Origin of the sequence: Streptomyces sp. NPDC048590 (genome assembly GCF_043199535.1) — a bacterium.
In the GTDB taxonomy this organism is placed as follows: Bacteria; Actinomycetota; Actinomycetes; order Streptomycetales; family Streptomycetaceae; genus Streptomyces.
The window spans coordinates 211,565-224,919 of the sequence record NZ_JBICWC010000009.1 but is presented as its reverse complement, the minus strand read 5'-3'; the positions used below and the strand labels follow the sequence as shown (position 1 = coordinate 224,919).

The window sequence follows — 13,355 nt, the reverse complement described above, 5'->3', positions numbered from 1 at the left end:
CGGGCGCCGGGTATGTGCGGTCGGCTGTTGAGGTGGTGCGTGGAACGGAGTTGGCCGTTCAGGGGTGTTGACCGTCCGTGTCCGTCAACTCGGCTGCCAGGGGCCGGATATGGGTCTGCCCGGTCCGGAATGCGGTGCGTCTTCCGGCCGGGCAGTGGGGTGTTGGGGTGGTGCGGTCAGTTCGCGGTGGGGCTGGGGGCGTCGCGGAGCAGGCAGGTGAGGCGGGCGGTGCAGACCCGCTTGTCGTGCTCGTCGGTGATGACGATCTCGTAGGTGGCGGTGGAGCGTCCGCGATGGACGGGGGTGGCGGTGCCGGTGACGAGGCCGTTGCGGACACCGCGGTGGTGGGTGCAGTTCAGGTCGACGCCCACGGCGATCTTGGTGGCGCCGCCGTGGAGCATGGAGCCGACGGAGCCGAGGGTCTCGGCGAGGACGGCGGATGCGCCGCCGTGCAGGAGTCCGTAGGGCTGGGTGTTGCCTTCGACGGGCATGGTGCCGACGACGCGGTCGGCGGAGGCCTCGGTGATCCTTACGCCCATGCGCTCGCCGAGGTGTCCGGCGGAGAAGAGTGCGGGGAGGTCGACGCCGAGTGCCGCGTACTCGTCGATGATCTCCTGCGGGAACGTGGGTGCGGTGTGCTCGCCCATGGGGTCCGGCTCCGATCGTGTGCGGGTGTTCGTTGCTGTGTGCACTGTTCCTATCAGACCGCTGAGCGGTTGCTTAGCCTGCCGTGGGCGTCTCGAACCGGACGACGAGCGACTTGCTGGCAGGGGTGTTGCTGGTGTCCGCGGTGGCGTCGAGGGGGACCAGGACGTTGGTCTCCGGGTAGTAGGCGGCGGCGCAGCCTCGGGCGGTGGGGTAGTGGACGACGCGGAAGCCGGGGGCGCGGCGTTCGGTGCCGTCCTTCCATTCGCTGACGATGTCGGTGTAGGTGCCGTCGGCGAGGCCGAGTGTGCGGGCGTCGTCGGGGTTGATCATGACGATGCGGCGGCCGCCCTTGATGCCGCGGTAGCGGTCGTCGAGGCCGTAGATGGTGGTGTTGTACTGGTCGTGGGAGCGCAGGGTCTGCAGGAGCAGGCGGCCTTCGGGGAGCCGGGGGTACTCGACGGGTGCGGCGGTGAAGTTGGCCTTGCCCGTGGTGGTGGGGAAGCGGCGTTCGTCGCGGGGGGCGTGGGGGAGGGTGAAGCCTCCTGGGCGGGCGACGCGGTTGTTGAAGTCCTCGAAGCCGGGGACGACGCGGGAGATGCGGTCGCGGATGGTGGCGTAGTCCTTCTCGAAGTCCTCCCAGGGGGTGGTGGAGGAGGGTCCGAGGACGGCGCGGGCCATGCGGGCGACGATGGCAGGCTCGGAGAGCAGGTGGGGGCTCGCGGGGGTGAGGTTGCCGCGTGAGGAGTGGACCATGCCCATGGAGTCCTCGACCGTGACGAACTGCTTCCCGGTGGCCTGGACGTCCTTGTCGGTGCGTCCGAGGGTGGGGAGGATCAGGGCGCGGGTGCCGGTGACGGCGTGGGAGCGGTTGAGCTTGGTGGAGACGTGGACGGTGAGCCGGGCGCGGCGCATGGCGGCTTCGGTGACGGTGGTGTCGGGGGTGGCGGCGACGAAGTTGCCGCCCATGGCGAAGAAGACCTTGGCGTCGCCGTCGCGGAGTGCCTGGATGGACCGTACGACGTCGTAGCCGTGGTGGCGGGGTGAGGTGATGCCGAATTCGCGGTCGAGGGCGTCGAGGAAGGCGGGGGCGGGGCGTTCGAAGATGCCCATGGTGCGGTCGCCCTGGACGTTGGAGTGGCCGCGTACGGGGCATACGCCGGCGCCGGGCCTGCCGATGCTGCCGCGCAGGAGGAGGAGGTTGACGACTTCGCGGATGGTGGGGACGGAGTGCTTGTGCTGGGTGAGGCCCATGGCCCAGCAGACGATGGTGCGCTCGGAGGCGAGGATCATCGCGAGTGCCTGCTCGATGGCGTCGCGGTCGAGTCCGGTGGCGGCGAGGGTGTCGTCCCAGTCGGTGGTGCGGGCCGCTTCGGCGAGGTCGTCGTAGCCGTGGGTGTGTTCGTCGACGAAGGCGGTGTCGACGGCTCCGTCGGTTTCGATGACGAGCTTGTTGAGGAGGCGGAAGAGTGCCTGGTCGCCGCCGATACGGATCTGGAGGAAGAGGTCGGTGAGGGTGGCGCCCTTGAGCATGCCGCGGGCGGTCTGGGGGTTCTTGAACCGTTCGAGGCCTGCTTCGGGGAGCGGGTTCACGGAGATGATCTTCGCGCCGCCGGCTTTGGCCTTCTCGAGGGCGGAGAGCATCCGGGGGTGGTTGGTGCCGGGGTTCTGGCCGGCGACGATGATCAGGTCGGCCTGGTGGAGGTCTTCGAGGCTGACGCTGCCCTTGCCCACACCGATGGTCTCGGTGAGGGCGGAGCCGGACGACTCGTGGCACATGTTCGAGCAGTCGGGCAGGTTGTTGGTGCCGTATTCGCGGGCGAGGAGCTGGAGGAGGAAGGCCGCTTCGTTGCTGGTGCGGCCCGACGTGTAGAAGAGGGCTTCGTCGGGCGAGGTGAGGGCGGTGAGTTCCTCGGCGATGATCTCGAAGGCGCGTTCCCAGGTGACGGCCTCGTACCGGTCGGCGCCTTCGGGGAGGTACACGGGCTGGGTGATGCGCCCTTGCTGGCCGAGCCAGTAGCCGCTGCGGCCGGCGAGGTCGGCGAGGGGGTGCGCGGCGAAGAAGTCGGGGGTGACGCGGCGCAGGGTGGCTTCCTCGGCGACGGCCTTGGCGCCGTTCTCGCAGAACTCGGCGGTGTGGCGCTTGTCGCCTTCGGGCCAGGCGCAGCCGGGGCAGTCGAAGCCGTCCTTCTGGTTGACCTTGAGGAGGGTCTGCGCGGTGCGGCGGACGCCCATCTGCTGCTGGGCGGTGCGCAGGGTGTGGGCGACCGCGGGCAGGCCGGCGGCGGAGTGCTGGACCGCGTCGATCCGCGGGGCGTCCTGGACCGGGTCGCCGGTCGGGGGCTTGGTGGCCATGGTGTTCCCCTTCGAGCGCTTGCGGGCGCGCGTGGGACGGGGGCACCCCGTGGTGTCCTGCGGCGTCTTCGTACGCGTCCTCTGTCCGTCGATCCTGTCATGGGGGGTGAGGGGGGCGTGGTGGGGCCGGTTCCGGGCTTGTGGGGGCGGGGCTCCAGCGGGGGTCGAGCGGAGGCCGGTCCGGATTGTCGGTGGTACGTGGCAGGATCGGGGGCGTGGCTGAGACGGCATCGAAGAAGACGGCAGACAACCGACCGCGCCTGCTCCTGATGGACGGGCATTCCCTGGCGTACCGGGCGTTCTTCGCCCTGCCCGCGGAGAACTTCACGACGGCGACGGGGCAGCCGACGAATGCCGTGTACGGCTTCATGTCGATGCTTGCGAACACGTTGCGTGATGAGGCGCCGACGCATTTCGCGGTGGCGTTCGACGTGTCGCGCAAGACGTGGCGCGCGAAGGAGTTCCCGGAGTACAAGGCGAACCGTTCGAAGACCCCTGACGAGTTCAAGGGGCAGGTCGAGCTGATCGGTGAGCTGCTGGACGCGATGCGCGCGGACCGGTTCGCGGTGGACGGTTTCGAGGCGGACGACGTCATCGCGACGCTGGCCACACAGGCCGAGGCTGCGGGCTTCGAGGTGCTGATCGTCACGGGTGACCGGGATTCCTTCCAGCTGATCACGGACAACGTGACGGTGCTGTACCCGACGAAGGGCGTCTCGGAGCTGACCCGTTTCACTCCGGAGAAGGTCCAGGAGAAGTACGGGCTGACGCCGGCGCAGTACCCGGACTTCGCGGCGCTGCGGGGTGACCCGTCGGACAACCTTCCGGGTATCCCGGGGGTGGGGGAGAAGACGGCGGCGAAGTGGATCAACCAGTTCGGTTCGTTCGCGGAGCTGGTCGAGCGTGCCGAAGAGGTGAAGGGCAAGGCGGGGCAGAACTTCCGTGACCATCTGGACGCGGTGAAGATGAACCGTGTGCTGACCGAGATGGTCCGGGACGTCGAGCTTCCGAAGGGTCCGGGTGAGCTGGAGCGGGCGGCGTACGACCGTTCCGCGGTGACCGGTGTGCTGGACGTGCTGGAGATCCGCAATCCCAGTCTCCGTGAGCGGCTGCTGGCCGTGGACCCGGGGGCCGAGGAGGCGGGGCCGCCGGAGCCTGCGGCGGGGATCGAGCTGGACGGCGCCGTGCTGGGGTCGGGCGAGGTCGCGCCGTGGCTGGAGGCCCATGGGGGTCAGCCGCTCGGTGTGATGACGGTCGACACGTGGTCGCTGGGCAGCGGTGCGGTCACCGAGGTCGCGCTCGCCGCGGCCGGCGGTGCGGCGGCCTGGCTGGATCCGGCGGAGCTCGACGAGGCGGACGAGCGGGCCCTGGCCGACTGGTTCGCGGACCCGGCACGGCCCAAGGTCCTGCACAACGCCAAGAACGCGCTGCGGGTCTTCCCCGAGCAGGGCTGGCGGCTCGAGGGCATCTCGATGGACACGGCGCTCGCCGCGTATCTCGTCAAGCCCGGGCGCAGGTCGTTCGCGCTGGACGCGCTGACCGTGGAGTACCTCGGCCGTGAGCTGGCCCCGGCTCCCTCGTCGGACGGTCAGCTGGCCTTCGGCGCGGACGACCGGGCGGAGGCCGAGGCGCTGATGGCGCAGGCCCGTGCGGTGCTGGACCTGGGCGAGGCGTTCACGGCGCGGCTGAAGGAGGTCGGGGCGACGGAGCTTCTGTACGACATGGAGCTGCCGACCTCGATCATGCTGGCCCGCCTGGAGCGGCACGGCATCGCCGCCGACAGGTCGCATCTCGAGGCGATGGAGCAGCAGTTCGCCGGTGCGGTTCAGCAGGCGGTGAAGGAGGCGCACGCCTCGGTGGGCCGTGAGTTCAACCTCGGGTCGCCCAAGCAGCTGCAGGAGGTGCTCTTCGGTGAGCTGGCGCTCCCGAAGACGAAGAAGACGAAGACGGGGTACACCACCGACGCCGACGCGCTGGCGTGGCTGGCGGCGCAGACCGAGCACGAGCTGCCGGTGATCATGCTGCGTCACCGGGAGCAGGCGAAGCTGCGGGTGACGGTCGAGGGCCTGATCAAGACGATCGGTGCGGACGGCCGCATCCGCACCACGTTCAACCAGACGGTCGCGGCGACGGGCCGGTTGTCGTCGACCGATCCGAATCTGCAGAACATCCCGGTCCGCACGGACGAGGGGCGGGCGATCCGCCGGGGCTTCGTCGTCGGCGAGGGCTTCGAGACTCTGATGACGGCGGACTACAGCCAGATCGAACTGCGGGTTATGGCCCACCTGTCCGAGGACGCCGGTCTCATCGAGGCGTTCACCTCGGGGGAGGACCTGCACACCACGGTCGCCTCGCAGGTGTTCGGTGTCGAGAAGACGGCCGTGGACGCGGAGATGCGCCGCAAGATCAAGGCGATGTCCTACGGACTGGCCTACGGGCTCTCCGCGTTCGGCCTGTCGCAGCAGCTGAACATCGAGGCCGGTGAGGCCCGGGCGCTGATGGACACGTACTTCCTGCGGTTCGGCGGGGTGCGCGACTACCTGCACCGGGTCGTCGAGGAGGCCAGGTCCACCGGGTACACCGAGACGATCCTCGGCCGTCGCCGTTACCTCCCGGATCTGAACAGCGACAACCGTCAGCGGCGCGAGGCCGCCGAGCGGATGGCGCTGAACGCGCCGATCCAGGGCACGGCCGCCGACATCGTGAAGGTCGCGATGCTGAAGGTGGACCGGGCGCTGACGGAGGCGGAGCTGTCGTCGCGGATGCTGCTCCAGGTCCACGACGAAATCGTGCTGGAGATCGCCGGGGGCGAGCGGGAGCAGGTGGAGGAGATCCTGCGCCGGGAGATGTCGACGGCGGTCGAGCTCCGTGCGCCGCTGGACGTCTCGGTCGGTGTGGGCAGGGACTGGGAGACCGCCGCGCACTGAGGTGTCGGCGCGCGCTGTGGGTCGGCCCGGTCACCGGAATCCGGTGACCGGGCCGACTTGTCGGTGGCCCGTTGCCCCGACTGCGGCCGTGTCGGAGACCTCCCGCCCTGCCGTGTGGACGGCCGTGGCGGCAGGTGTCCGAGAGTCCGTGGAGCCGTTCGTCCGGGCACGGCCGCAAGGCCCCGGAAGCTGAGGAATCCGTGAGAAGCGGTCAGGGGCCGGTGTTCGCGCGGGGGGAGTTGCCGTAGGGTCTCCTGAGTCCTCGCGCTGGGGAGCGCGGGCGCCGTCGACGGGGAGGGACCAGTTCGTATGGCAGCGCAATTCGGCCACAGACTGCGCAGGGGAGCGACCACAGCCGCCGTGGCGGCGGCAGCCGTAGCGGCTCTCTCGGCATCCCAGGCCCCCGCGGCGCCACAGGCCGACGGCGGGGCGGGTGACCGGGCGGCGGCCGGGGCGACCCCGTCCGACGAAGCGGCCACCGGCAACTCGCCCTACTACACCGACCTTCCGCCGCTCGCCACACCGAACAAACCCGGCGCGTCGGTGAATCTGCCCGTGACCGGCAGTGCCGAGGCGGGGATACCTGCGTCCGTCCTGGCCGCGTACAAGAAGGCCGAGCAGGAACTCGCGGGCACCGACGCCGCGTGCCGGCTGCCGTGGCAGCTCCTCGCAGCGATCGGCAAGGTCGAGTCCGGCCAGGCGCGCGGCGGCAAGGTCGACGCGAACGGCACGACTCTCTCCCCGATCCTCGGTCCCGCCCTCAACGGCCAGGGTTTCGCCCTCATCAAGGACACCGACGGCGGGGCGTACGACAGCGACGCGACCCACGACCGGGCGGTCGGCCCGATGCAGTTCATCCCGTCGACCTGGGCGACCTGGGGCCAGGACGGCAACGGCGACGGCCGCAAGGACCCCAACAACATCTACGACGCGGCGCTGGCCGCCGGGCGCTACCTCTGCGCCGGGACCCGCGACCTGTCGCTGGCCACCGACCTCGACCGGGCGGTGCTGAGCTACAACCACTCGACGGAGTACCTGCGCACGGTGCGCTCCTGGTTCGAGTACTACAAGCGCGGCACCCACGAGGTCCCGGACGGCACCGGGGTCCTCCCGGCCGGCTCCGGCGGCGGCTCCTCCTCGTCGCCCACGCCCTCGCCGAGCACGAACTCGCCGAGCCCGAGCCCGTCTCCCAAGCCGTCCGGCACACCGTCCCCGACGCCCACGCCGGACCCGTCGGTCCCGCCGACCACTCCGCCTCCGACCCCCAGGCCCGATGTGTTCGGCAGCCTCGAGAACGCCGGCACCGGCACACTCCAGGCCACCGCCGGTGAGGAGTTCGACCGGCGCATCGCCGTACGTGCGCGGAACACCCAGGGCGCCCTGCTCGCGAAGGTGCAGGTCACCTTCACCGTCGTCGGTGACACCGATGCCCGCTTCGCCGGCGGGCGGACCACGGCGACCGTGGCCACGGCCGCCGACGGCACCGCGTCCGCGCCCGCCCTGACCGCCGGCGAGAAGACCGGCTCCTTCAAGGTGACGGCCGTCGCCGGCACCACCAAGCCGCGCACCCTCACCTACACCGCCAGCGTCACCGCACGGGTCGCGGACACCCTCACCCGTACGGACGGCAAGGCCCTGACGGCCGTAGCCGGCGAGGCGTTCGCCGACCGGGTCACCGTCACGACGACGTACAAGGGCACGGGAGTGGCGGGTACCGCCGTCACCGCGACGATGATCACCGACGCGGAGACCCCCGCCGAGAACGACAAGGGGCCGTACTTCACGGACGCCGACGGCAAGGCCGTCCGCACGCTGGCGCTGACGACCGGCGACGACGGGCTCCTGCAGCTCCCGGAGATCAAGGCCGGCGACACGGCGGGCACCTACAAGCTGCGGCTCACCACCGCGAGCGGTGCCACGCTCACCGTCGAGCTCAAGGTCGAGGCCGCCCCGGAGACCGCCCCCGAGGCCTGAGCCGTACGTACGCGCGTCGGGACGCGGGGCCGGTCAGGGCCCCGCGTCCCGCACGGCACCGGCCCTCCGCGCCCCGACCGGCACAGGCGCCCTGCGTCTCAGCCTCTGCGCAGCCTGGCCGAGGTGAAGCGGGTGGCCTGCGTCGTCGTCGGATCCTCGGGCCACGGGTGCTTGGGGTAGCGGCCGCGCAGCTCCGCCCGTACGCCCTTGTAGCCCTCCCGCCAGAACGACGCCAGGTCCGCGGTGACCGCCGCCGGCCGGCCGGCCGGGGACAGCAGGTGGACCAGGACGGGCACCCCGGCCACCCGCGGCGTCTCGCCCATACCGAAGAGTTCCTGGAGCTTCACCGCGAGCACCGGCTGGTCACCGCCGTACTCCAGCCGGATCCTGGACCCGCTCGGTACCTCGATGCGCTCCGGGGCGAGCTCGTCCAGGCGGGCCGCGTCGCCCGTCGACCAGGGCAGCAGACGCCGCAGGGCCCCTCCGGCGTCGATCCGCGCCAGATCGGAGCGGCGGCGGGCGCGCGACAGCTCGGGCTCCAGCCAGTCCCCGGCACGGTCCAGCAGCGCCGTGTCCGACACGTCGGGCCACGGGTCGCCCAGCACCCGGTGCAGGAAGGCGAGCCGCAGTCGCAGCTGTCCGGCGTCCCGGTTCCACCGCAGCATGCCCGGGCCCTCACGGCGCAGGCCCTCCAGCAGCGCGCCGCGCACCAGATCCGGGGCGGGTTCGCGCAGCGGGCGCACGGACAGCTCGACGGCGCCGAGACGGTCCACCGAACGCGCCACCACGTCACCGCCGGACCATCGGACCTCGTCGCCCGAGAACAGCAGATGCCCGGCTGCCGACCGTGCGGTGGCCTCGTCGACGGCGGCCGCCAGCCGCACCCTGGCGGACGCGGAGTGGGCCGGGCGGTCGGCGACGGCGACCGCCAGCCAGGGCGCGCTGCGCAGCCGGGAGCCGTCCCCCAGCTCCGCACCGGTGCCCGAGGCCATGAGGAACGCCCCCTCGCCACGGGCGCGCGCCACCCGCTCGGGGAAGGCGAGGGCGACGACGAGGCCGACGGCCGCGTCGTCGGTGCCGCCGCCTCCCCTCCCCGCGGATCCGAGGGCCTGTGTCAGCCGCCGCACCTCCTGCCGCCAGCGCGCCGCGTAGCCCTCGCCGCCACGCCGCGCCGTGCGCAGCGCGTGCGCGAGGTCGTCGCCGTACTCCCGGGGCGGTTCCTCGCTGAGCAGGGCCACGACCTCCGCGGCCCGCCGCCCGCCCACCTCGTCGGCGCCGTCCAGCAGCGCGCGGGCGAGCCGGGGATGCAGGCCGAGCCGGGACATGCGTACACCCCGGTCGGTCGCCCGTCCTCCGGTGCCTACGGCGCCCACCGCGCCCAGGACCTCCCGGGCCGCGGCCATCGCCCCTGCGGGCGGAGGGTCCAGGAGGGCGAGCCCCGAGGCGTCCGGATCGCCCCAGCACGCCGCCTGCAGGGCGAACGCGGCGAGGTCGGCCACCTTGATCTCGGGGGAGGGGAAAGCCGCCAGACGTCCGTCCTCCGCCTGGTCCCAGCAGCGGTAGACGGCGCCCGGTGCCTCACGCCCGGCGCGGCCCGCGCGCTGGCGGCCCGCCGCCCGTGACGCCCGTACCGTCGTCAGGGCGCCGAGGCCTCGCGCGTGGTCCGTGCGGGGTTCCCTCGCCAGCCCCGAGTCCACCACGACGCGGACCCCGGGCACCGTCAGCGAAGACTCCGCCACGGACGTAGCCAGCACCACCCGGCGCCGGCCGGAGGAGCCCGCGAGGACCGCGTCCTGTACGGCCGCCGGGGCGCGGCCGTGGACCTGGAGCACCTCGGCGTCCGCCCCCGCGAGCTGTGCGGCGACCCTGCCGATCTCGCCGACGCCGGGCAGGAAGCACAGCACGTCGCCTTCCCGCTCGGCCAGTGCCCGGCGCACCGTGGCGGCCACGTGCGTCAGCAGCGCGGGATCGACCCGCATCCCGTGCGGGGGGCGCACCGTGCCGGGCGGCGGCGCCCACACCACGTCCACGGTGTGCGAGACGCCCTCCGCCTCGATCACCGGTGCGTCGTCCAGCAGCCGTGACCATCCCTCCGCGTCCGTCGTCGCGGAGGCGGCGACCAGGCGCAGACCGGGCCGGAGCGCGGCCCGTACGTCGAGGAGGAAGGCGGCGGCGGTGTCCGCGTCGAGGTGGCGCTCGTGGCACTCGTCGATGATCACCACGTCGGCCCCGGCGAGCTCCTGGTCGCGCTGCAGCCGCTGGAGCAGCACACCGGTGGTCACCACCTCCACGACCGTGGACGGGCCCACCGACCGCTCCCCGCGCACGGTGAAGCCGACGCGCTCCCCGGTCCGCTCACCGAGCAGCCACGCCATGCGCCGGGCGGCGGCCCGCGCCGCGATACGCCGGGGCTCGGCCACCAGCACCCGGCGGACCGGGCCGTCGCCGGTCAGCCCGGCCAGGGCGAGCGGCACGAGGGTGGTCTTGCCGGTCCCGGGCGGCGCGCACAGCACCGCCGTCCCGCCTTCCTCGAGCGCCCGCTCCAGGGCGGGCACGGCGGTGCGTACGGGCAACTGGTCCAGGGCGTCGGTACGGATCACGCCCCCAGTCTCGTACGACGGCGGGACGGGCAGGGCCGCGGGACCCGCGTCCAGCCGGGGCGGCCGGGGAGGCCGTCAGGCCTTCGGGCGCCCCGGGAGGGATTCAGTCCCGTTCGCAGACGAAGACCGCCGTGCCCGGGATGAGGTTCCCGCGCAGCGGGGACCAGCCGCCCCACTCCTGGGTGTTCCAGGCCGGCCACTCCGGCTCGACAAGGTCGACCAGGCGGAAGCCGCCCGCCACGACGTCCCGCACCCGGTCGCCGAGCGTCCTGTGGTGCTCCACGTACACGGCGTCGCCGCGCTCGTCCTGTTCCACGTACGGCACGCGGTCGAAGTACGAGGCGGAGACCGAGAGGCCCTCGGGGCCCGGTTCGTCGGGGAACGCCCAGCGGATCGGGTGCGTCACCGAGAAGACCCAGCGGCCCCCGGGCCGCAGGACCCGGTGGACCTCGCGGAAGACCTGGACGGGGTCGGCGACGAAGGGCACCGCGCCGTACGCGGAGCAGGCCAGGTCGAAGGCGCCGTCGCGGAAGGGGAGCCGCCCGGCGTCGGCCTCCACCAGCGGCACCCCGCCGCCGATGCGCCGGGCGTGCTGGAGCTGGCGGTGGGAGAGGTCCAGCGCGACCGGGCGCGCGCCCTGGCCGGCGAGCCAGCGGGAGCACTGGGCGGCGCCGGCGCCGATCTCCAGGACGTCCAGGCCCTTCAGGTCCGCGGCGGGGCCCAGCAGGGCCGCCTCGGCCTCGTCGAGGCCCTCCGGGCCCCAGACGAAGCGGTCGTCGCCGAGGAAGGCGCCGTGGTCGCTCTGGTACTCGTCGGCGTTCCGGTCCCACCAGCCGCGGCTCGCGCGGCTGCTCTCCGCCTCACCGGCTTCCCGCCGGGTCGCCTCGGGTTCCGGGTCGTAGGTCTCTTGGCTCATCGTGCCCGTCGTTGTAGTTTGCCTTCACCCGCTTCGCGCGGGTGCCTCCACGGGGCCGTACGCGTGTCGTACGGCCGTGTGCGCGCGACACACCGGTGTGGCCGATGTGGCCTCGGCGTACGTGAGTTGTGCCGGGATTGGGGCGTTCCGCCCCGGGTGTGCGCCTTCGCGCATTGACCCTGTCCGGCTGCCCACGTATGCTACAAGTTGCGCTGCGAGCCTGCGCGCTTCAGACCTAGCAGGCCGCGCTCGCGTCTGTTGCATGTCCCCTCGGTTGTCGAGGCGCCTCCCGGTTCCCCGGGTCGGCGCTTTCCAGGCTGTCCGGCTTCTGCAGAGGCGATACGGGCTTTCGGCGTAGCAGTACCTACGACTCACTGTCCGTACCGGAGCCCTTTCCCACATGACGAGCAGCACCGAGACCACCGCCACCACTCCGCAGGTTGCGGTCAACGACATCGGCGACGCGGACGCGTTCCTCGCGGCGATCGACGAGACGATCAAGTACTTCAACGACGGCGACATCGTTGACGGTGTCATCGTCAAGGTCGACCGGGACGAGGTCCTCCTCGACATCGGTTACAAGACCGAAGGCGTCATCCCGAGCCGCGAGCTCTCGATCAAGCACGACGTCGACCCGAACGAGGTCGTCAAGGTCGGCGACGAGATCGAGGCCCTGGTTCTCCAGAAGGAGGACAAGGAAGGCCGCCTGATCCTCTCGAAGAAGCGCGCTCAGTACGAGCGTGCCTGGGGCACCATCGAGAAGATCAAGGAAGAGGACGGCATCGTCACCGGTACCGTCATCGAGGTCGTCAAGGGTGGTCTCATCCTCGACATCGGCCTCCGTGGCTTCCTGCCGGCGTCGCTCGTCGAGATGCGTCGTGTCCGCGACCTCCAGCCCTACGTGGGCAAGGAGCTCGAGGCCAAGATCATCGAGCTGGACAAGAACCGCAACAACGTGGTCCTGTCCCGCCGTGCCTGGCTCGAGCAGACCCAGTCCGAGGTGCGCCAGACGTTCCTCACGACCCTGCAGAAGGGTCAGGTCCGCTCCGGCGTCGTCTCCTCGATCGTCAACTTCGGTGCCTTCGTGGACCTGGGTGGCGTCGACGGTCTCGTGCACGTCTCCGAGCTGTCCTGGAAGCACATCGACCACCCCTCCGAGGTCGTCGAGGTCGGCCAGGAGGTCACGGTCGAGGTCCTGGACGTCGACATGGACCGCGAGCGCGTCTCGCTGTCGCTCAAGGCGACGCAGGAAGACCCGTGGCAGCAGTTCGCCCGCACGCACCAGATCGGGCAGGTCGTTCCCGGTAAGGTCACCAAGCTCGTTCCCTTCGGTGCGTTCGTGCGCGTCGACGAGGGCATCGAGGGTCTGGTCCACATCTCCGAGCTGGCCGAGCGCCACGTGGAGATCCCGGAGCAGGTCGTCCAGGTCAACGACGAGATCTTCGTCAAGGTCATCGACATCGACCTCGAGCGCCGTCGCATCAGCCTCTCGCTGAAGCAGGCCAACGAGGCCTTCGGTGGCGACCCGGCCTCGGTCGAGTTCGACCCGACCCTGTACGGCATGGCCGCGTCCTACGACGACCAGGGCAACTACATCTACCCCGAGGGCTTCGACCCCGAGACCAACGACTGGCTCGAGGGCTTCGAGGCGCAGCGCGAGGTCTGGGAGACCCAGTACGCCGAGGCGCAGCAGCGCTTCGAGCAGCACCAGGCTCAGGTCATCAAGTCCCGCGAGGCCGACGAGGCCGCCGCTGCCGAGGGCGCTGCCGCCCCGGCCGGCGCGGCCCCGGCTGCCTCCGGTGGCAGCGGTGGCGGCTCGTACTCCTCGGAGTCGGCGGACAACTCCGGCGCCCTGGCGTCGGACGAGGCCCTGGCTGCCCTGCGCGAGAAGCTGGCCGGCGGCCAGAGCTGACGCTCCGGTCCCAGCCGCTCATCGGC

7 protein-coding genes are annotated in these 13,355 nt (G+C 71.8%); 3 read left to right on the top strand and 4 right to left on the bottom strand.

What is annotated here, in order from left to right; translation table 11 throughout:
- Nucleotides 1-176: 176 nt before the first annotated feature.
- Entirely contained in the window at nucleotides 177-647 is a 471-nt protein-coding gene (locus ACGFNN_RS25990) for a PaaI family thioesterase (RefSeq protein ID WP_393559393.1), read from the bottom strand.
- 73 nt (nucleotides 648-720) lie between these two features.
- Nucleotides 721-3,000 carry an FdhF/YdeP family oxidoreductase gene (locus ACGFNN_RS25985; protein WP_393559392.1) on the bottom strand — a complete coding sequence of 760 codons (2,280 nt, stop codon included), beginning with the start codon at nucleotides 2,998-3,000 and terminating at the stop codon, nucleotides 721-723.
- A 215-nt stretch (nucleotides 3,001-3,215) separates the two neighbouring features.
- Here ACGFNN_RS25985 and polA point away from each other — a divergent pair, with 215 nt between their 5' ends.
- Together polA and ACGFNN_RS25975 are read left to right on the top strand one after the other, a co-directional pair.
- On the top strand, nucleotides 3,216-5,927 hold the full coding sequence (gene polA, locus ACGFNN_RS25980) for a DNA polymerase I (protein ID WP_393559391.1): 2,712 nt from the start codon (nucleotides 3,216-3,218) through the stop codon (nucleotides 5,925-5,927).
- A 309-nt stretch (nucleotides 5,928-6,236) separates the two neighbouring features.
- The gene (locus ACGFNN_RS25975; protein ID WP_393559389.1) at nucleotides 6,237-7,901 is read left to right on the top strand and encodes a lytic transglycosylase domain-containing protein; all 1,665 of its coding nucleotides are present in this window, start codon (nucleotides 6,237-6,239) and stop codon (nucleotides 7,899-7,901) included.
- Between the two features lie 98 nt (nucleotides 7,902-7,999).
- Here ACGFNN_RS25975 and hrpB read toward each other — a convergent pair whose 3' ends face one another.
- Nucleotides 8,000-10,501: an ATP-dependent helicase HrpB gene (hrpB, locus tag ACGFNN_RS25970; RefSeq protein ID WP_393559387.1), complete on the bottom strand. Its 2,502-nt coding sequence runs from the start codon at nucleotides 10,499-10,501 to the stop codon at nucleotides 8,000-8,002.
- Between the two features lie 103 nt (nucleotides 10,502-10,604).
- The gene (locus tag ACGFNN_RS25965; protein WP_393559386.1) at nucleotides 10,605-11,417 is read right to left on the bottom strand and encodes a class I SAM-dependent methyltransferase; all 813 of its coding nucleotides are present in this window, start codon (nucleotides 11,415-11,417) and stop codon (nucleotides 10,605-10,607) included.
- A gap of 400 nt (nucleotides 11,418-11,817) precedes the next feature.
- On the opposite strand from ACGFNN_RS25965, the gene rpsA reads away from it, so the two are divergent.
- Nucleotides 11,818-13,329, top strand: a complete 1,512-nt coding sequence (rpsA, locus tag ACGFNN_RS25960) for a 30S ribosomal protein S1 (protein ID WP_014156844.1) — start codon at nucleotides 11,818-11,820, stop codon at nucleotides 13,327-13,329.
- The last annotated feature ends 26 nt before the right edge of the window (nucleotides 13,330-13,355 follow it).